We start from the raw sequence: 21,650 nt of genomic DNA, 5'->3' as shown, positions 1-21,650 counted from the left end.
AACCTCAAAGACCAAACTTGTTAAACATTGTTTTAGCAAATTAATATTATGAACTTTAATTTTCTCTCCCCAGTTTCAGATATGGTTTTGGCTCATAATGAGTTGATTTCACCTCAAGCGTTCGGAAGAAAAATTCGTATTCATTCATCTCAAAACGGTATTCCAGATTTAACTAAAGTTAATATTGCTATTGTTGGTGTTTTAGAAAACAGAAATGATATTAATTATATAGGAGAAGAATTTCAGTTAAATGAAATTAGAAAGTCATTATATGGTCTTTTTCCGGGAAGTTGGGGGACTACTGTAGCAGATTTAGGAGATATTAATAAAGGAGAAACTGTTGAGGATACTTATTTCGCTTTAAAAACTACCATTAACATATTAGTTAAAAAGAACATTATACCCATAATAATTGGTGGTTCACAAGATCTTACTTATGCTAATTATAGGGCTTACGATGATATTATTCCTATGGTGAATATAGTTAATGTAGATTGTAAGTTCGATTTGGGTGATTCTGCGAAACCCATAAAGAATAATAGCTTTGTTGGTAAAATTATTCTTGACGAACCTTACAATCTATTTAATTATGCTACTATAGGTTATCAAACCTATTTTAACTCCCAAGAAGAAATCGATTTAATGGATAAGCTATATTTTGAGGCTTATCGATTGGGACAAGTATCAAATGATGTTACAATAGCAGAGCCAGTTATGCGAGATGCTAACATGGTAAGTATTGATCTAGGTTCTGTTAAAGGATCAGAGCTTAGTTTAAATCAAAAATATTCTCCTAATGGTTTAGATGGAAAAGAAATATGTGCCATTGCTCGTTATGCAGGGATAAGTAATAAGGTAACTTCATTTGGCATATATGAGTATAAGCCATCAAATGATGATGAGATTACATGTATGCTTATGGCTCAAATTATGTGGTACTTTATAGAAGGTATTAATTATAGGGTTAAGGATGATGATTTTTCAGATGAAAATAGCTATCAAAAATTTATTACCTTAGTAGACTCCCAAGAATTAATCTTTTACAAAAGTAATAAGACCGGTAGGTGGTGGATTGAAATCCCTTTTTTAGCAGAATTAAATAATAAATTAAAAAGACATACGTTATTACCATGCATGCATCAGGATTACTTAGATGCTTGTAATAATAAGGTCCCAGACCGTTGGTATAAGGCGTTTCAGAAGAATTGTATTTAACCATTAAAAGTAGCTAAAAGGTTAATTTCATCGATGAAATGTAATTTTTTCACGACGAAATGTAATTTTTTTTACTAAAAAGTTGTTTTTTAAGAAATATATAAATATGTTTACGCTCTCGAAATTGAAGCTTAAATAATTAACCTCGAGTTTTCTATGGATATGAAGAAGTTTATATTATTAACCGCAGTATTAACATTGTTCGCTAGTTGTGGCTCTAAAGATAGGGGTGAGCTAGTTGGTGTTAAAGGAAAAAAGTGGCATCCAGAAAAGCCTTATGGAATGGAACTTGTTCCTGGTGGTGCTTTTATAATGGGTAAAGCAGACGACGATTTAGCTGGTGTGCATGATGCACCTGCAAAAACCGTAACTGTTCGAGCCTTTTATATGGATGAAACTGAAATTACAAATAGTGAGTACCGTCAATTTGTTAATTGGGTAAGAGATTCTATTATTAGAACTAAGCTTGCCATTTTAGCCGATGAGGTTGGTTTAACCCAAGAAGATGAAGGTACAATTGGTGAATTTGCATTTAAAAATGCCGATACTGCTAATATGACTGTTTACGAAAAGTATATTTATAATAATTATACAGGATTAGGACCAACAGGATATGAAGGTTATAAACTTAATAAAGATGTCGATTTAGTATTTGATACTTCAGAGTATATAGATGAGTATTATGCCGAAGTTATGGATACTATGTATTTACCTGAAGAAGAATCATATAATGGACAACGTACTTGGGATGTTTCTAAGTTTAAATTCCAATATACATATATGGACATCCAAAAAGCAGCTAAGGATAGAAGTCTTAGACGTAAAGATGTTCTAATAAAAGAAGAAGTAGAAGTATATCCGGATACAACAACTTGGATTAGAGATTTCGCATATTCTTATAACGAACCAATGCATAATGATTATTTCTGGCACGATGCCTACGGAGAATATCCAGTAGTAGGTGTTACCTGGAAACAAGCAAAAGCATTTTGTCAATGGAGAACATTATGGAAAAATGCCTATCAAAAAGGGAAAAAAGGAGCACACTTTGTAAATTCTTTCAGATTACCATCTGAAGCAGAATGGGAGTATGCTGCCAGAGGAGGTTTACGAGCGGCGACTTTCCCATGGGGTGGTCCTTACGCTAAGAACGACAGAGGTTGTTTTATGGCAAACTTTAAACCAGTTCGTGGTGATTACGCAGCAGATCAAGCTTTATATACTGTTGAAGCAGATTCGTATGAACCAAATGATTACAACTTGTACAATATGGCTGGAAACGTTTCAGAATGGGTGAATGCATCATACGATCCATCATCTTATGAGTATGTTTCTACTGTAAATCCAAGTGTAAACGATAAAGAAAATCAACGTAAAGTAGTGCGCGGAGGATCTTGGAAAGATGTTGCATACTTCTTACAAGTGAGCTCAAGAGACTACGAGTATGCAGATTCTGCAAGAAGTTATATAGGATTCAGAACCGTTCAAGATTATATGGGGACACAAGTAACTAAAAACGGTAAGTAATAAATCAAATCAATAATAAATACTATTAATTAACCTACTTAAGTATTCGTACTTAACATTAAAAATCGAAAATTATGGCACAGTCAAGAGCAAGTAAAAAGTTTATGAATTTAGCTTACGGATTAGGAGCATCAATTGTAATTGTTGGAGCACTATTCAAAATTATTCACTTTGAAATTGGACCTTTAACAGGTAACGTTATGTTAACCATTGGTCTGGTAACCGAAGCAATTATTTTTGCTATTTCAGCATTCGAACCAGTAGACGACGATTTAGATTGGTCGTTAGTTTACCCGGAATTAGCTGGAGGACAAGCTTCAGAAAAAGAAGCAAAAGATCCACAAGGATTATTATCTAAAAAATTAGACGAGTTATTAAAAGACGCTAAAATTGATGGCGAGCTTATGGCAAGTTTAGGAGACAGTATTAAGAATTTTGAAGGTGCTGCTAAAAATATTTCACCTACTGTAGAATCTTTAGAAGCTACTAGAAAATATGGTGAAGAGTTATCTTTAGCTGCAGCTCAAATGGAGTCTTTAAACAGCTTATACAAAGTACAATTAGAAAGTGTAAACAGACAAGCTTCTATTAATGAAGAGTCTGTAGAAAATGCTGCTAAATTGAAAGAGCAAATGCAATCATTAGCATCTAACTTATCATCATTAAATGGTGTTTATGGAGGAATGCTTTCTGCAATGAACAAAAGCTAATTAGGGGTTAACCCAAATTTATATTAATTAACCAAAAACCTAATTAGACATGGCAGGAAATAATCTATCACCAAGGCAGAAAATGATTAATTTGATGTATTTAATATTTATAGCAATGCTTGCTTTAAATATGTCAAAAGAAGTACTATCTGCATTTGGATTAATGAACGAAAAGCTTACAGAATCTAACCAAGCTGCAACAGAGCGTAACACAGCTTTTATTGCAAGTTTAGAACAAAAAGCAATAGACCAGAAAGAGAAATATGAGCCATTAAAACTTAAAGCAAGTCAAATTGAAGATCTTGCAGATAATTTTGATGCGTACTTAGAAGATCTTAAATCTAAGATGTCTGCAACTGTAGATGATCCTACAGATTACGAAATCATGGATAAAGGTGATTATTTGGATGAAAACTTTTTTAAAGGCGACAAATTAAAGCCTGCAGGAGAAGAATTCATGAATCAAATGGCAACTTTTAGAGATGGTGTTTCGGCTGTATTAGCAGACCAAAAAGGAATGGAAGACATCATTAAAGATGTACAAAAGAAGTTCGAAACAGATCCTGTAAAAAGAGGAGCTGGTGAGCAAAAATGGTTAGAATATCACTACAAAGGATTTCCTTTAGTAGCGTCATTAACTAAAATGACACAGCTTCAAGCAGATGTTAAGACTACTGAGTCGGAAGTATTATCGAATATGTTACAAGGTACACTTTCCAGTGAGGTGTCTATGACCAACTATACAACATTGTTAGAAACAACAAAATCTGCATACTTCAATGGAGAAACGTTTGATGGTCAAATTGTACTTGGTAGAAAAGATGCTACTACAAAGCCAAACAGAGTTGAATTAACTTTAGATGGTAGACCTTTAACTAAAGATCAATATACTATTGAAGATGGTAAAGTAAAGTTAAATGTTGGTACAGGAACTCCCGGTGAGCATAAAATTGAAGGAAAATTAATTTTTGCTCAGGATGGTGAGGAAGTTGAAGTTGATGTAAAGCAATCTTTCGCAACGGTTCCTAAACCAAATGCTGCTACGATTTCTGCAGATAAAATGAATGTAGTATATCGTGGTGTTAAAAACCCAATGACAATTTCTTTTGCTGGTATTTCAGATAATAATGTAAATGCTAGAGCTCAAGGCTTAACTAGAGTTAGAGGAAGCAAATACGTTATGGATGCGACAAGAATTCAAGGTAGAGAAGTTACTATTAATGTAACTGGAAAATTACCTGATGGGCAACCAGTAAGTGATAGAGCTACATTCAGAATTAAAGATTTACCAAAACCTACAGGAACTATTAGAGGTGAAGATGGTGCAGTAAAAATGCAGCGTAACAGTCTTGAAATTTCTACTATTGGTGCTAAGTTCGACGATTTCGATTTCGAATTACCATTACGTGTTACAGGATTTAAATTTAAAGTTCCTGGACAACCTACAATAAATGTAAGTGGAAGTAAGTTAGATAGTAGAGCGAAATCTGCTTTACGTAAAGCTAAGCGTGGTTCTGGTGTTCAAATATTTGATATCCAAGCTAAAGCAGGCGGTGTAAGTGTAATACTTAAAAAAGTATCACCTGTATTTGTTGAGCTTACAAATTAAAATTTAGGGACTAATTATTTTAGGCCCAATAAATAAAATTAAAGAAAGATGAATTTTAAAAGTTTTTTAATAACCGTTGTAACTGTTCTTTCAGCAGTAAATACATTTGCTCAAGCAAATATATTAAACGCTAAATCTCCAGAAGAGATAGGTGTTAGAACAGAAGCACAAATAGCTATTGATAACGATCAAGCGTTACCATATGGGTATGTAGACGATAGAGATATTCTTTTCTCTAAAATGACGTGGGAAAAAGTTGTTCTTGATGAACGTGCTAATTTTCCGTTGTACTACCCAATTGATACCAATAATATTGGAAGCGACAGAAGATCGTTATATGATGTGCTTATGAAGAACATTAAAAATGGTAATATTGAAAACATTTACGATGATTCTTATTTCACAACAAAACGTACTTTAAAGGATATTGAAGCAGCCCTTTCTAAGGTTGACACTACCGAGTTAGGTATTGAGCAATTAAATGCTGGGGAAGAATTATCTGGCGAGTATATAGATAGGAGAGACATTACAGCAGCCGATATTACAGAATATCGTGTTAAGGGGCTTTGGTATTTCGATAAGCGTCAAGCCGAAATGAAATACAGACTTTTAGGTATTGCACCAGTGTCTCCAGATGTGAACTTTATTGATGAGGAAGAACCGGATTTAGTTGAGCTATTTTGGGTGTTTTTCCCTGATGCAAGAGATGTTTTGCATGAAGCAAAATCGTTTAATAACGAGAATAGTGCCATCCCGTTTTCTTTCGATCACTTATTGAATTCTAGACGTTTTCATGGGTATGTTTATCAAGAAGAGAATGTACAAGGCGATAGAAAGATTAACGAATATGTTTCTCAAAACGCTCTAATGCAGTTATTGGAGTCTGACAGAATTAAGACTAAAATAAGAGATTTTGAACTTGATATGTGGACGTATTAAACCACATTACATGTAAAATATAAAAATGCTCACTTTATAAGTGAGCATTTTTTTTATAATACATTTTGAAGCCAAAAACCATTTTCTAATTACCTTCGCATCAAGATGCAAGTAGATTACATTATCGTTGGAATAGGTTTGGCAGGAATTAGTTTCTGCGAGGAATTAATTGCGAATAATAAAACCTTTGTGGTTTTTGATGACGCATCTCAAACGTCTTCAACTGTCGCAGGCGGGTTGTATAATCCCGTGGTTCTAAAACGTTTCACTTCTGTATGGAAAAGTAGAGAACAGCTAGAAATTGCTCTGAGAATTTACAATGCCTTAGAAAAAAAGCTAAACGTTAAGTTAGACTATAAAATTCCGTTATATAGAAAATTTGCATCTTTAGAAGAACAAAATAATTGGTTTGCAGCATCAGACAAACCAAGGCTTAGTGAATACCTTTCCGCCAACCTTGTAAAGAATAAGAACAATGCTGTAAATGCGCCTTATGGATTTGGAGAAGTTAAAAGTACAGGTAGAATAGATGTTAAAACATTAATTGATGCTTATAAATCATTCCTATTTCAAAATAATTTATTAATAGAGAATGAATTTCAATACAGAGATTTAATTGTTATTGAGAATGGTTTTCAATATAAAAACTTAGTGTCTCATAATTTAATATTCGCCGAAGGTTTTGGCATGTCTAAAAATCCTTTTTTTAAGGACCTGCCATTAGTGCCTACAAAAGGAGAATTACTTACCATTTATGCCTCACAGTTAAATATTGATTATGTTTTAAAAGGACCCGTATTTTTGATTCCCTTAGAGGAAGATTTGTATTTGGTTGGGGCGACTTACGATTGGAACGATTTATCCAATAAACCTAGTGAAAAAGGAAAAGAAACGCTTTTAACCAAATTAAAAACACTAATAAATTGTCCATTTGAGGTTGTAAATCAATTAGCTGGTGTACGTCCTACCGTGAAAGATCGACGCCCTTTAGTCGGTAAACATCGAGAGATTGATAATATGTACATTCTTAATGGTCTTGGTACACGAGGCGTTATGATAGGGCCTTATGTGGCTTCTCAGCTTTTCAATTTGGTAGAGAATAATATACCGTTGGAAGAAGAAATAGATATAAATCGTTTCTATTAGTATCTCTAATAAAATAGTTTAGCGAGCAGTTACTTTTTGGCTAAAGACTTATCGTAATGCATGAAAAAATTTATCCATATATTTCGAGAAAGCCTTAAAATAATTGGCATAAAAACGATAAGAGTCGCAATAATTGAAATAAATACGATATTTATATTGGCTTCAAAAACAAAAAACGAAATAACAAAAGCGGCTGTGGCGAAAGCAATCCCTACAGGGTAACTTACATACATAGAGCCGTAAAAAAAAGAGGGTTCAATTTTATATTTTGTACCACAATTACCACATGTTTCGTTCATTGCTAAAGCTTCAGATAGAATATATGGATTTTTATTTTTAAACATAGATTCTTCGTGACATTTAGGGCAAGATCCTGTTATAATACTGTATAATTTATTCCCTTTTTTAAACATAATATTTGTGTATTTTTGCCAACGCGCTAAGGCAATGCAAAGTTAGTTTATTCGGCATATATCGTTGGCAATAAAAGTTACATTTCTATGATGAACATCCACAATTTATCAATTTCATTTCAAGGCGAATATTTATTCGAGGATATTACCTTTAAATTGGGTAATGGTGACAGAATTGGGTTAATTGGTAAAAATGGGGCAGGTAAATCTACCATGCTAAAGATCTTGTCTAAAGAAATGGAGGCTGATACAGGACAAATAGCTGCTGACAAAGAATTAAAAATTGGATTTTTAAAGCAGGATATAGATTTTGATTTCGGTCGTACCGTTTTGGAAGAATCTTATGAAGCATTTACCGAAATAAAAGAGGTAGAAGCTCAAATGGAATCTATTAATGAGCAGTTAGCGGAGCGCACGGATTATGAGAGTGATGGCTATCATCAGTTGATGATTGATATCAATGATTTACAACATCAATACGAGATTTTAGGAGGCTATAATTATCAAGGTGATACCGAAAAAATATTACAAGGTTTAGGTTTTAAAAGAGACGATTTTAATATGCTTACCGATACGTTCTCTGGTGGTTGGCGTATGCGAATTGAGTTGGCAAAGTTGCTTTTGCAAAACAATGATATTCTTTTGCTCGATGAGCCAACGAATCACCTGGATATTGAGTCCATTATTTGGCTAGAAAACTTTTTGAAGGGGTATGCAGGTGCTGTTGTAATAGTATCTCACGATAAAATGTTTCTGGATAATGTAACCAATAGAACTATCGAGATATCTCTGGGACGAATTTATGATTATCCAAAACCTTATACCAAATATTTAGTACTTCGAGAAGAATTGAGAACCCAACAATTGGCTTCACAAAAAAATCAGCAAAAGCAAATAGAGCAAACTGAAAAGTTAATTGAAAAGTTTAGAGCCAAAGCTTCTAAAGCAACTATGGCACAGTCTCTTATAAAGAAGTTAGATAAAATTGAACGTATTGAAGTAGATGAAGACGATAATAGTGTTATGACACTTAATTTTCCTATTTCTATAACACCAGGGAAAGTTGTAGTGGAAGCTGAGCGCGTTTCAAAGAATTATGGAGATAATCAAGTGCTTAAGAATATCAATTTATTGATTGAACGCGATAGCAAAACAGCTTTTGTAGGTCAGAATGGTCAAGGGAAATCAACCTTGGCCAAAATAATTGTTGGTGATATTAAATACGATGGTCTACTAAAATTAGGACATAATGTGCAAATTGGTTATTTCGCTCAAAATCAAGCGGAGTATTTGGATGGGAGTAAAACGGTATTAGACACTATGATTGATGCTGCCAATGAATCCAATAGGAGTAAAGTACGTGATATTCTCGGGTCATTTTTATTTAGAGGAGATGAAGTAGATAAATATGTAAGAGTGTTATCTGGGGGTGAACGTAACCGTTTGGCATTAGCAAAACTAATGCTTCAGCCATTTAACGTTTTAATCATGGATGAGCCAACAAATCATTTAGACATTAAATCTAAAAACGTTTTAAAGGAGGCATTATTCAGATTTGAAGGCACTTTAATTCTAGTGTCTCACGACCGTGATTTTCTTCAAGGGTTAACAAATATAGTTTATGAGTTTAAAGACCATAAAATTAAAGAGTATCTGGGTGATATCGATTATTACTTAGATCAGCGGCAAGTTGATAACTTAAGAGAGGTTGAAAAACGAACGGTAGTAAAAAAGGACACTCCAAAGCAAAAGAGTCATCAGTCCTATGAAGACCAAAAGAAATTAAAATCTCTAAATAACAAGTTGAGCAATGTTGAATCTAAAATAAGCCAGTTAGAAAAAGACATAAAAGCCATTGATCTTGAACTTGAAATTAATTATGAAGAAGTAACATCTCAAGATAATTTCTTTGATAATTATCAGAAAAAAAAGACTGAATTGCAGGATTTAATGCAAAAATGGGAGTCCATTCAGCTAGAAATTGAGCAGTTCATCGATTCATAAATGTTAAAATTTTATGTATTTCGTCGAATAAAATAGTTTTTAGTCTGCTTCTAAACTACTTTCGTAGGAGAATTAATCCCAAATTTATTCGATATGAAGACTTTAAAACTTATAATTGCCTGCTTATTTGTATCGGCATATTCCTTTGCTAATATATCCTCTACAGAGAAAGACGCTTTATTAGCACTCTATAATTCTACAAACGGAGATAAGTGGAATGTAACGTGGGATATAACTACAGATGTAAATACTTGGCATGGTATTCAAGTTGAGAATAACGAAATAGTTGAAATTAACCTTCAGTTTAATAATTTACAAGGAACTTTACCTACAGAAATTGGCAACCTTACCAGTTTAAGAAAGATGAACCTAGGGTTCAATAAGCTAACTGGTCAATTACCAACGACACTTCAAAATTTAAAAGAATTAAAATCTTTAGAATTATTTATGAACGGTTTTGAAGGAAATATTCCTTCAGAATTAGGTTCATTAAAGAATTTAGAGTCCTTAAAACTATATAGTAACAGATTATCTGGGACTATTCCAGAATCTTTAATGGAGTTAACAAACCTTAAAGAATTGTTACTTGGTAGTAACTTTTTAACAGGAACTATTCCTAACCAGATTTATGCACTTTCAAAATTGGAAAAGCTGAGTCTTATGGATAATAAAATGGAAGGTGAAATTCCTGTTGAGTTAGCTCAGTTGGAAAACTTACAAGAGTTGCTATTATCTACAAATCAATTTACAGGCGATTTACCTTCGGAATTTATGAGTCTTACCAATTTGAATACAATTATGGTAAGTGATAATAATTTAAATACCGATTTTACAACCTTTTCAGGAAATAACCCACCGGATTTAATCTTCTTGGAATTACAAAATCAGAATGCTACGGCTACAATGGATATTGAGAAAGAGTAAAAAGTAATGTAATAGTTTATCATAAATTAGTTAGTTAGTAAAAAGCAGATAATATTTATTATCTGTTTTTTTATTTTTATACTATGCTAGAACACTTTTTTGTATGTCCATATTGTTGGGAGGAGATATCAATGCTCTTAGATAAATCGGTTAGTAACCAAAATTATATTGAAGATTGTGAAGTGTGTTGCAACCCCATTCAGGTTACAGCACAATTTTTAGATTTAGAACTTACAGCTTTTGAGGCAAACAATATTGAACAGTAAATTTTTTATTTTTTTCCTTGATAAACCTAAAAAGGATTGTATATTTGCAGTCCAATATCGCGGGATAGAGCAGTAGGTAGCTCGTCGGGCTCATAACCCGAAGGTCACTGGTTCGAGTCCAGTTCCCGCTACGAAGAAAACCTCTTGAGAAATCAAGAGGTTTTTTTATGCCAAGATTTACTTCATTTAATTTTTCTATATTTAAGAAAGCTTTATAATCTTCAAATGAAAAAAATCTTACTGCTACTTTTATTTGTTCCTACATTTTTAATTGGTCAATCTAAGCAGGTTAACGATACTGTAAGTTCTAATCAACTAATAAAAAAAGGAGATTTAACATATAAAATTAGTGCAAACAAGCCATTTACTGGAGTTCAGGTTGAAACATTACCTAATGGGGAAGTATCTTCTGAGACGCATTTTGAAAATGGTAGCATAAGTTTGGCAAAAACTTTTAATAACGATGTGATTTACAGTATTGCAGAATATTCACCTGAGAGTATAAATAAATTTACCTTTTATTTTAAGAGTGGGATAAAACGCTTCGAAAGAATTTACGATAAAGCAAGTAGAGTCACTAGTGAAACCACCTGGTATAGTGATGGAAGTAAAAAAGTCGAAAAGATATATCCTAGCGCTCACCCTATGCCAGGCACTGCGATATCGCTTCCAGATGAAGAATTACTATTGGAAGCAATGGTTTCAAAAGACACGCTTAATCAAGACGACTATTTTGCATACGAAAAAGCAAATAATGAGCCATTTACGGGCGTTGTTACTTTTTCTGGGGAATTGAATTTTAATAGGAGCAAACGAGAAATTTTTATTCCGCACGATAGTTACGTTTCTGCGGTCACATTTGTATCTGGAAAAATTAATGGGCAGTACACAACATGGTTTAAAAAAAATGGTAAGAAGAAATCAGAATTAACCGTTACTGGTGAACGTGCGAGAATAAAAGGAAATGGACCCTATACGCATTGGTATCCAAATGGACAAATAGCAATTACTGGTATTTCAAAAAATGGAAAAAGAAGCGGCAACAGAACCACATGGCACAAAAATGGCCAGATAAAAAGCGAATCTTATTTTGAATTTGGAGAACCAGTTGGTACAGTTATGGCCTGGAATGAAAATGGAGAGAAGTCACTTGAGGTAGTTTATTCTGATGGAATTGAAATTAAAAGAATTGAAAGGGATAAAAATGGAAATATTGTTAAAGAATGGCCAGAAGTAGATGAAGACAACTTTGGTTTAAAAATATTTGTTGATAATTTTATGACTATCCTTAAAACGGAAAACTATGATGCATTGAGGAAATTATTCGCATCAAAAGAGGAATCTGTACCTGTGCTGTTGAAAATTAAAGAAGAGAAGCCTTTCAACGAGATGCTTGAAAGCATAAATGCTAGTTGGGATGAAAACGTATCGGAAAAAATCAATGATATTGAAGACCAATTACGAGAGCATAATCCTGTTGAAATGTTAAGAGAATACAATGTTTTCTATTCCTACAATCTTATTAATGATGATAATTCTAATGAGAAAGTTAGCTGGCCTAAATCAATAAATTACGATATTAGTACAGCAACAATTGTAATTGCCAAAATTGCAATTACACATAAAGTAGTGCCTCTTAAATTAGTATTATCTCTTTGTTACATAAACAATAAATGGTGTTTTATTGCTACTGATTCTGCAAACATCATTCAAGTAACCTATTAACTGTCATGAAAAAAACCTTATTATTAGTAATCTCTTTACTATTTATTGGTAGTAATTTTTTAAGTGCACAAAACCAGAAAGTTAAGATTAAGGAATTGAAGCAAATTAGAATCAATGATGGTATCGACTCGTTAACTTATAACGGCAAACCATTTACAGGTATGGCAGTAGATTATTATGAAAATGACAGCCTTAGATTGAAAGTAACTCTCGTTGAAGGGAAGGCAGAAGGTCTTTCAACTAAATGGCATTTTAACGGGCAGAAGGAGTTAGTGAGTAACTATAAAGATGGAAAGAGAGACGGTACTGAAATAATTTGGTATGATAATGGGCAGAAGGAAAGAGAAGGTTATTATAAGGAAGGGAAGGCAGAAGGTCTTAGGACTAGTTGGCATAATAACGGGCATAAGTTGTCAGAAGCTAACTATAGGGATGGAGAGAAAGAAGGTCTTTCGACTAGTTGGCATCTTAACGGGCAGAAGAAGTCAGAAGAAAACTATAAGGATGGGATTGGTCTTTATACTTTGTGGGATAGTAATGGCCAGAAGAGGCAAGAAGGTAATTTTAAGGATGGGACGCAGGAAGGTCTTTGGACTTGGTGGCATAGTAATGGGCAGAAAGCTTATGAAACTATCTATAAAAATGGAGAACCATTAAGCAGAAAAGCATGGGAGGAAGATGGAAAGGAAATAAATAATTAAAACTCCACCACTTTCAAAAAGTCACATATAAACTCATTTAGGTTCAATAATTGAATGCTTTCCGCTACAAAGAAAACCTCTTGAGAAATCAAGAGGTTTTTTTATGTCTTTCAATCTAGCAATGGCCAATTATGGATAATAATAAGTAAACTTTTCAATTAGCGGTCCGATTTTTTCATACCTTGGTAAAACAAACCTTACAACAAGCCATAAAACCTCCCCCTAAGCCATTATTGTTTTAGTAAACACATTTTACAATATATAAGGCAATAGGTTATTAGCTGTTAATTAAAAATAATGCTTTATGAATAAATTATGTATGATATTAATTGCAAGTAATTTAGTGCTTAATCTTAGTGCCCAAAACAAGAATGCCTTAAAAACTCAATCATTATATGACAGTAAAATTTCCATTCCTTCAAGTCTTACAATAACAAATAAATATATTTGGCTTCCAAAATTAGTCTCACTACCAGCAGTGATATCTTATGACGTCAAGTTTAATGATGAAAGTGGTCCATTTATACCTGTATATTCATATAATAAAGTTAAGTGGGGAAATAATAATCCCTCACCAGACGCATTAAGTTGGTTTTTATCTCCACAAAACAGGAATTTTACCTTTAGAACGGGACTTTTTAAATCTTTTCCAAATGTGCATAGGGGTGAAAACATTAAAATTGAAATTGGAAAGTTGTTTAATGTAACATGTGTTATACATAAAAGCTCAGCGATTTATTATGTTGATGGTAAACCATATGCTAAGGCAATCTATGATGAAGGTGCCGTTCCTAAAGAAGGATATTTTGGTTTTGCTGTTTGGGGCATAGCAAATATAAAAGTTACAAATATAAAATTAGTTTCTCCCTACAGTTCCCATACTGAAAAATCTAATTTTATAAGTTCAAATCTCAATAAACAAGCTAATGAGTTTAAGGTAGACGGAGGTAATGTTCAATTACAAATATATAGTAACGATGAAGTAATGGAATTAAACAAATTACTTTATAAAAAAAGGGACACAACTCTAATAACGGGGAAACTTATTGATTATGATATTGATGAAAAAATAATGATGGAAGTAAATTATAAAGAAGGAGAACCAGACGGAGTAAGTAGAGTATGGTATGAAAATGGACAGCTTCAATTTGAAACAAATATTAAAGAAGGAGAACCAGACGGAGTAAGTAGAGTATGGTTTGAAAATGGGCAATTAGAAAAAGAAGTGAATTCTAAAGAAGGTAAACAAGAAGGTTTATTTAGACAATGGCATAAAAATGGACAATTAAAAGATGAAGGGAATTTTAAAAACAATAAACAGGACGGATTAGGTAGAATGTGGTATGAAAATGGAAAGCTACAGGCAGAACAAAACTATAAAGATGGTATTCAAGAAGGAATATTGAGAAAATGGTATCCAAACGGACAACTTCAAGAAGAATTTAATTTTAAAGATGATAGACAGCATGGTTTGGCAAGAAAATGGTATGAAAATGGTCAAATTAAAGCAAAAACGAACTTTTTAGACGGTAAGCAAGATGGATTATTAACAGACTGGTATGAAGATGGACAGCTTAAAGGAAAGGCTAATTTTCAAAACGGTAAGGCGGAAGGAATTAGTAAGGTATGGTATCTAAATGGTCAATTGGCGAGAGAATTAAACCTTATAGAAGGGGTGAAGGATGGTTTATTTAGAGAATGGTATGAAAATGGCTTTCAAAAAACAGAACAGCCTTTTAAAAAAGGCAAGCCAGAAGGCTTGTGTAAAGAATGGTATGGAAATGGTCAATTGAAACAAGAAGCGAACATTATACAAGGTGTTCAGGATGGGCTAACTAGGGAATGGTATGAAAATGGACAACAAAAAATAGAACAGTTATTTAAAAAAGGTAAGCCAGAAGGATTATATAGAGAATGGTATGTAAATGGTCAGCAAAAAAAGGAACAACTCTTTAGAGAGGGTAAGGTAAATGGTGTAGACAGAGAATGGTTTGAAAATGGACAAATGCAAAAAGAAATGAACTTTTTTGAAAGTATCCCGGAAGGGTTATATAGAGAATGGTTTGAAAATGGACAATTAAAAGTGAAAGTACTATTGAAAAAAGGAGACCCAGAAGGTTTGTCTAAAGAATGGTATGAAAACGGACAGTTAAAAAGGGAAGCAACATTTAAGGACGGCAAACAGGAAGGTGTTGAAAAAGTTTGGAACACAGACGGAAAACTAATCAAGGAAGCTCTTCCACAAACAACAATGTGTTATGTTGAAGGTGAAATACCAACCCTAATCAATACATTTATTTACTCAGGACACAAATATCAATACATGAAAATGAATGTGAGCTGGGATATTGCCGAAAAATTAGCAGAAAAAGAAGGTGGCTATTTAGCTGTCTTTGAGACATTGGAGGAAATGAATTATGTAACAGAAGCAAGTGAAAAGAAAGCAACCTATTGGATAGGTCTTAGTGACTCTGAAAAAGAGGGTCATTGGACTTGGATAAATGGAATAGCACTTAATAAAAATATGGAAGGTTATTTAGAAAAAGGGAATGACCTCGAAAATAGAGATTACGGACATATTATGGGGCGAGGTGGTTTATTATCTAGGCAGATAAGCGGTAGATTGCCTAATGGATGGAAAGGTCAAATGTGTGTTTCAGGATACTTAGTAGAGTTTGATTCTTTCGATTAATATTTTCTGTTATTATCTTAGAATGAACTAAATCTCATTAATTCTTTATTGAATTGGTTCGACAAAATAATATTAGGGGGGAGCCATATTGGACAGTTAAACAAGACCAACTTGTCGAGTTAGTTAGGTTTTAAATTCAATTATTGCAATAAAGTCACTTAAAAATTGGTTCGATAATACAAGGTTTCCCGCTACTAATATGAGAAGCTTCATCGTTCTGGTGAGGCTTTTTTTGTACCTTGTAATATGGTAAAACAAAAACTATTATTATTATCACTTCTATGTTTTTATATAACCTTAGGGCAAAATATTAATAATAAAGATGTTGCAATCGCAAGCTTAGATGATGTTATAGATATAAGAGGTCTTATTTATTATAAAGCAGACTCTTCGTTGGTTACAGGAAAAGTAATTAGATACAATAGGAAAAAGGAATCTAAGCGATATATTATGGTTAGAAAGGGAAAACCTGATAAATTAGGTTGGATTTATGAGAATGAAAAAAAGTACGTAAAACCAGAAGAATCTGCACTTGGGACCATCTTAACAGTTGCAGCAGTCACGACAGGACTAGTTATGGAAGTATCTGGTAATAATATTGATGTGCCCTTTCCTGATAGTAATAATATTAAAAACGACAATAATAGATTAATCGAAAATGAGATAACACCTTTATTAAATTATAACAAAGAAATTTCGGTAAAAGCTAATGATAATATGTTGCAAAGAAATGAAATATCAAAAAATCTTCAGTTAAATGAAAACTCTGATATAATAGAAAAACCGACTGAAGGACCTTATCAAAAAAAACATGAAGATGGCCAAATTGAAATTGAGGGAAACTACATTGATGGATTAATGAATGGTGTTTGGAAAACATATTATTCTAATGGAAAAATTAAGAGCAAAGGAGTTTACATTGATGGAAAGCAAAATGGTATTTGGGAAGAATATTATGAAAATGGTCAATTAAAGCGAAAGGTTAATTATAAAAGTGGAGTTAAAAATAGTTTATGGGTGCAATATCACTCAAATGGTCAAATATGGGGTGAAGGGTATTATAAAGATGGTCGAATGGTTGGCGAATGGAATTATTATTATGAAAACGGGAACCTTATTTTAAGTGAAAACTACGACAACTAATCATTACTTGACCTGATATTGTGCATGTTTAGCATTTTTCAAAAAGTCATTTAAAAGTTCATTTTGGTTTCATATTTCTATGCGTTCCACTAATATTTATAGAGTTAACCGAAATGTTAGCTCTTTTTTTTTTACTCAAAACCTAATGAGCGTTTGCACAATATAAGCACTTTAAGGTTTTTATGTGTCACAAAGTTTAGACTTATAGTTTGCATATACGATTATTATTCATATATTTGGTAAACCAATTTGGTTAACCAGTTTATTTATATTCTATTATGTTCTTGAAAACAAGAAGGGATTTTGTCAAAAAGACGGCTTTGGTTACAGGGGGAATTCCGTTTCTGCAAGCATTTCATCCTTGGTCTGGTTTAGAGGATAACATAAACATTAATAGACTCTCTGTTAATATATTTTCAAAACATCTTCAGTTTTTAGATTATAAAGCTACTGGTGAAATGGCTAACGAATTGGGTTTTGATGGGGTCGATTTAACAGTTCGTCCAAAGGGGCACGTTTTACCCGAATTAGTAAAAATAGATTTACCAAAAGCAATAGAGGCTATAAAAGTGGGTGGTTCTGATTGTAAAATGATGACTACTAGCATTGAGAGCGTTAATAATAAATTAGATGTTGATATTTTAAACACGGCTTCAAAGCATGGTATAAAGTACTATAGAACAAATTGGTTTGAGTATCTTAGAGAGAAGCCTCTTGAGGAATCTATAGAAATCTATAAAAATCAAATAAAAGAATTAAGTGAGTTAAATAAAGAACTTAATATAATAGGGTGTTATCAAAATCATGCAGGTGAAAAAATTGGAGCATCATATTGGGAAATTAAGCAATTGTTAGAATCTACCAATTTAAACTATTTTGGCACCCAATACGATATTAGACATGCTGTTGCAGAAGGAGGGCATTCCTGGGTAAATGGGTTGAAACTTTTAAAAAATAACATCAAAGTAATTGTTTTAAAGGATTTTAAATGGGGTGTGGTAAATGGTAAATGGAAACCCGTTAATGTTCCTATCGGTGAGGGCATGGTGGATTTTGATAGTTATTTTAAATTATTGAAAAAATTCAAGTTAAAACCACCTGTATCACTTCATTTAGAATATGATTTGGGTGGAGCCGAAAAAGGTTTAAGTAAGATTTCGGTAGATAAAAAAGTGGTTTTTAATGCGATGAAAACGGATTTAAACCGTATTCAAAAATTATGGGAATCAGCCTAGTATATTTAACGAATAATGTAAAGTAGTATTCATATTAGAAAAATAGATATTTCATGAGAAAAGCAATTTCCATTTTAACAGTAATTTTTGTTCTGGTTTCTTGTAAACAACAAGAAACCTCAAATACAATTAAAGTTTCTAATATTGAAGCGCTCAACGATGCCATAAAGAATAGTAAAGAAGGAGATCAAATAGTTTTATCGAATGGTATATGGAATAATGTTCAAATTAATTTTTATGGTATAGGTACTGAGGAAGCTCCTATCGTTATTAAAGCTGAAACTCCTGGGAAGGTATTTATTGAAGGTGAATCTAATTTAAAATTTGGCGGAGAATATCTTATTGTTGATGGATTACATTTCAGAAATGGCTACTCTCCAAGTGATGCGGTAGTGGAGTTTCGCATAGATAAGGAAACCACCGCGAATCATTGTTCTTTGATTAATAGCGTTATAGAAGACTTTAATAAAATGAATCGCGATGATTCAGATCGCTGGGTACAATTTTGGGGCAGACATAATACCTTGAATAATTCTTATATCAGGGGTAAAACCAATAGAGGGCCTACGATTCGTGTGGATTTAAAAGGTAACGAACACATTAATAATTACCACCAAATTGTTAATAACCATTTTGGGCCTCGTCCACCAAAAGGTGGTGCAAGCGGAGAAACCATTCAAATTGGTGATAGTTATTCGTCTATGTCTCCAAGTTATACTCTGGTTGCTAATAATCTATTTGAGGAATGTAATGGGGAGGTCGAAATTATTTCAAGTAAAACCAATTTCAACGAATTTAGAAACAATGTGTTCTACAATAGTGAAGGCTCTTTAGTTACAAGGCATGGTAATTATTGCACCATCGATGGTAACTATTTTATTGGTGATGGTAAAAATGAAAATATTGGAGGTATTAGAATTATTAATACGGGGCATTGGGTAACAAACAATTATTTTTATAACCTAAAAGGAAAGAGTTTTAGAAGCCCGTTGGCCGTAATGAATGGTATTCCCAAATCGCCTTTAAACCGTTACAATCAAGTAACAGATGTTGTGGTGGCTTATAACACTTATGTGAATTGTAATTCACCATGGCAATTTGGTGTTGGGCAAAATTTAGGTCAAAAAGATGTGTTGCCTCCTTCGGAAATTCGTTCTGCCAGACCTTTGAGAACCTTGATAGCCAATAATGTGATATATAATGAGATAGGCGATGAATCTCCTGTTCTTGAACATGACAAGGCCGATGGCGTAACCTTTAAGAGTAACGCCATTAACAATCAGGGTGTATCTTTTGAAAATTATGACGATGGTATTAAAAGTGTCAATTTTGAATTAAAGAAAGTTGCTGAAAATATAGTCTTACCGTCTTTAAATATTGATATAGCACCATATCAAGGTTTTGAGTTTGAAAATATTTCAAAAGACCTTTTTGGTAATTCAAGAAATGTAAATAATAGTATTGGTGCGGTGGTTAATGCTGATGCTAATGTGCCTTCTGTTTTAGATAAGTCCAAATATGGGCCTTCATGGTTTACAGATGAAGTTAAAGCTAGGGAATCCGCAATCATTATTGTTGAAATCAATGATAATCTTCAAGAAAAAATTGATAAAGCCGAAAATGGGGATGTTATAGTTTTAGGAAATGGAAAACATGTTATTTCAAACCCTTTAATTATCAATAAAAGTATTACCATAAAAATGAAAGACAAGTCAAAGGCAGTTCTTTTTTACGAAGGGGAAAATAATACACCTTTATTTAAATTACATCCTAAAGGGTTCTTAGCTCTTGAGGGTGTTACTTTAAAAGGAACAGGAAATCAACAGGCATTTGCTACCCTTAAAGAAAATATGTACACTCATTTTGGGTTATCGGTTTCTAATTGTGAAATAAGTGATTTTAACTTCGCTCTTAAAGTTTATAAACAGTCGTTTGCTGAGCGTATCACCTTTAAAAAGACCTCTATTTCCAATTGTGAAAATGGTTTGGAATTGTCAGAAGAAACCAATGATAAAGGCGATTATAACACCGAATATTTAACAATAGACAATTGCCAATTCGATAATGTAAAACAAAATGTTATCGATTACTACCGAGGGGGTTATGACGAATCAACCATTGGAGGGAATCTTACCCTTTCCAAAAGTAATTTTACAAATTGTGGTGTAAAAGAAGCGAACGGCATATTAATAAATACTAGAGGTATTGTTAATGTCGACATTTCGAATAACACATTTAAGAACAATCCTATAAAACTAGTGGCCCTGCTTTGGGGTGCAAAGAATAATTCCCATAATAACAATACCGTTAACAATTCTGGAAAAATAGTTGTTGAAGAAAATCTTAAAATGAAATTGATGTACTAGAAATTATGGCTAAAAAACTGATAACGTTTGGTGAGGTAATGATGCGTTTATCACCTCCAGGGCATGAAAAATTTTCTCAAGCATCATCTTTTGAGCTTGTTTATGGAGGCGGTGAAGCAAATGTTGCTATCTCATGTGCTTATCTAGGTATGAAAGCAGCCCACGTTACGCGCTTTCCAAATAATGCCCTTGGTAAGGCAGCAACACAATTTTTAAGAAGGCATTGGTTAAGCACTGAGCATGTAATTTATGGAGATGATATGATTGGTAAATACTTTTTAGAAAAGGGTGCAGTGCACAGGCCTAGTGAGGTTATATACGAAAGAGAAGGATCTGCATTCTCGCTAATTGAACCTTCTATGGTCAATTGGGTGGATGTTCTAAAGGATGCCGATTGGTTTCATTGGACAGGCATAACACCAGCGATTTCAGAAGGCGCCGCACAGTGTTGTTTCGATGCTATAAAAACAGCTAATAAAATGGGAATTACAGTATCTGGAGATATCAATTCTAGAAGTAACATGTGGAAATATGGAAAGACTATGCAGGAAGTCATTCCTAATTTGGTAGAAAATTGCGATGTTGTGATTACAAGCAGTGATGGAATAAACCAGATGTTTGGATTGGGAGATCCTAATGATAAATTTCAAAGTTTAGCCAAGAAATTAATAGACGTTTACCCTAATATCAAAAAAATTGTTAAGAAAACTAGAAGAACTATAAGCGCTTCACATCACCAAATTCAGGGTAAATTGTGGAATAGAGAAGAATATATAAAAACGGAAATGCTGAATATCACCCATATCATTGACCGTGTGGGTACCGGTGATGCGTTTGCTGCAGGTCTTATTTATGGATTACTGCACTATAATGATAAGCAAGCTATGGATTTTGCTTCTGCAGCATGTGCTTTAAAACATACGGTCCCAGGAGACGTTAATACAGTCTCCCTTGATAATGTATTAAATCTAATGGATGGAGACACCTCTGGAGCTATTAGGAGGTAATTGAACCATGGATAATTTCTATATTCTA

17 protein-coding genes and 1 tRNA gene are annotated in these 21,650 nt (G+C 33.2%); 17 read left to right on the top strand and 1 reads right to left on the bottom strand.

All coding sequences use genetic code 11. The features are described 5' to 3' along the window. Positions 1-48 precede the first annotated feature (48 nt). The 6 genes from FEF17_RS02475 to FEF17_RS02450 all read left to right on the top strand — a co-directional run bounded on the left by FEF17_RS02475 (position 49) and on the right by FEF17_RS02450 (position 7,146). Entirely contained in the window at positions 49-1,215 is a 1,167-nt protein-coding gene (locus tag FEF17_RS02475; protein WP_139000776.1) for a formimidoylglutamase, read from the top strand. Between the two features lie 162 nt (positions 1,216-1,377). Beyond that, on the top strand, positions 1,378-2,742 hold the full coding sequence (gene porK / locus FEF17_RS02470) for a T9SS ring complex lipoprotein PorK/GldK (RefSeq protein WP_170180955.1): 1,365 nt from the start codon (positions 1,378-1,380) through the stop codon (positions 2,740-2,742). Positions 2,743-2,816: 74 nt separating this feature from the next. Continuing rightward, on the top strand, positions 2,817-3,452 hold the full coding sequence (gene porL / locus FEF17_RS02465) for a type IX secretion system motor protein PorL/GldL (RefSeq protein WP_139000774.1): 636 nt from the start codon (positions 2,817-2,819) through the stop codon (positions 3,450-3,452). A 49-nt stretch (positions 3,453-3,501) separates the two neighbouring features. After that, positions 3,502-5,061 (top strand): type IX secretion system motor protein PorM/GldM, encoded by a 1,560-nt coding sequence (porM, locus tag FEF17_RS02460; RefSeq protein ID WP_139000773.1) that lies wholly within the window; start codon positions 3,502-3,504, stop codon positions 5,059-5,061. Positions 5,062-5,109: 48 nt separating this feature from the next. Further along, entirely contained in the window at positions 5,110-6,000 is an 891-nt protein-coding gene (gene porN, locus FEF17_RS02455) for a type IX secretion system ring subunit PorN/GldN (RefSeq protein WP_139000772.1), read from the top strand. Positions 6,001-6,105: 105 nt separating this feature from the next. Continuing rightward, on the top strand, positions 6,106-7,146 hold the full coding sequence (locus tag FEF17_RS02450) for an NAD(P)/FAD-dependent oxidoreductase (protein WP_139000771.1): 1,041 nt from the start codon (positions 6,106-6,108) through the stop codon (positions 7,144-7,146). Between the two features lie 29 nt (positions 7,147-7,175). Here FEF17_RS02450 and FEF17_RS02445 read toward each other — a convergent pair whose 3' ends face one another. Beyond that, on the bottom strand, positions 7,176-7,559 hold the full coding sequence (locus tag FEF17_RS02445) for a DUF983 domain-containing protein (protein ID WP_139000770.1): 384 nt from the start codon (positions 7,557-7,559) through the stop codon (positions 7,176-7,178). 87 nt (positions 7,560-7,646) lie between these two features. Here FEF17_RS02445 and abc-f point away from each other — a divergent pair, with 87 nt between their 5' ends. The 11 genes from abc-f (at position 7,647) to FEF17_RS02390 (ending at position 21,622) form a co-directional block, all read left to right on the top strand. Next, entirely contained in the window at positions 7,647-9,563 is a 1,917-nt protein-coding gene (gene abc-f, locus FEF17_RS02440; protein WP_139000769.1) for a ribosomal protection-like ABC-F family protein, read from the top strand. A 93-nt stretch (positions 9,564-9,656) separates the two neighbouring features. Next, positions 9,657-10,487, top strand: coding sequence for a Two component regulator three Y domain protein (locus FEF17_RS02435; RefSeq protein ID WP_139000768.1), 831 nt, complete (start codon positions 9,657-9,659; stop codon positions 10,485-10,487). An 83-nt stretch (positions 10,488-10,570) separates the two neighbouring features. Then, on the top strand, positions 10,571-10,753 hold the full coding sequence (locus FEF17_RS02430; protein WP_139000767.1) for a CPXCG motif-containing cysteine-rich protein: 183 nt from the start codon (positions 10,571-10,573) through the stop codon (positions 10,751-10,753). Between the two features lie 58 nt (positions 10,754-10,811). Then, positions 10,812-10,884, top strand: a tRNA-Met gene (locus FEF17_RS02425). Positions 10,885-10,978: 94 nt separating this feature from the next. Continuing rightward, positions 10,979-12,478, top strand: coding sequence for a toxin-antitoxin system YwqK family antitoxin (locus FEF17_RS02420; protein WP_139000766.1), 1,500 nt, complete (start codon positions 10,979-10,981; stop codon positions 12,476-12,478). 5 nt (positions 12,479-12,483) lie between these two features. Beyond that, entirely contained in the window at positions 12,484-13,179 is a 696-nt protein-coding gene (locus FEF17_RS02415) for a toxin-antitoxin system YwqK family antitoxin (protein WP_139000765.1), read from the top strand. A 304-nt stretch (positions 13,180-13,483) separates the two neighbouring features. Then, on the top strand, positions 13,484-15,871 hold the full coding sequence (locus tag FEF17_RS02410; RefSeq protein ID WP_139000764.1) for a lectin-like protein: 2,388 nt from the start codon (positions 13,484-13,486) through the stop codon (positions 15,869-15,871). 246 nt (positions 15,872-16,117) lie between these two features. Continuing rightward, positions 16,118-17,014, top strand: a complete 897-nt coding sequence (locus FEF17_RS02405) for a toxin-antitoxin system YwqK family antitoxin (protein ID WP_139000763.1) — start codon at positions 16,118-16,120, stop codon at positions 17,012-17,014. Positions 17,015-17,298: 284 nt separating this feature from the next. Beyond that, positions 17,299-18,249, top strand: coding sequence for a sugar phosphate isomerase/epimerase family protein (locus FEF17_RS02400; RefSeq protein ID WP_425552632.1), 951 nt, complete (start codon positions 17,299-17,301; stop codon positions 18,247-18,249). A gap of 53 nt (positions 18,250-18,302) precedes the next feature. Next, positions 18,303-20,615, top strand: a complete 2,313-nt coding sequence (locus FEF17_RS02395; RefSeq protein WP_139000761.1) for a chondroitinase-B domain-containing protein — start codon at positions 18,303-18,305, stop codon at positions 20,613-20,615. 5 nt (positions 20,616-20,620) lie between these two features. After that, positions 20,621-21,622, top strand: a complete 1,002-nt coding sequence (locus FEF17_RS02390; RefSeq protein WP_139000760.1) for a sugar kinase — start codon at positions 20,621-20,623, stop codon at positions 21,620-21,622. Positions 21,623-21,650 lie beyond the last annotated feature (28 nt).

It is taken from the genome of Hyunsoonleella aestuarii, assembly GCF_006148925.1.
GTDB classification, from domain to species: domain Bacteria; phylum Bacteroidota; class Bacteroidia; order Flavobacteriales; family Flavobacteriaceae; genus Algibacter_D; species Algibacter_D aestuarii.
The sequence above is the reverse complement of the archived record's forward strand: the minus strand, read 5'-3'. Positions and strand labels throughout refer to the sequence as shown.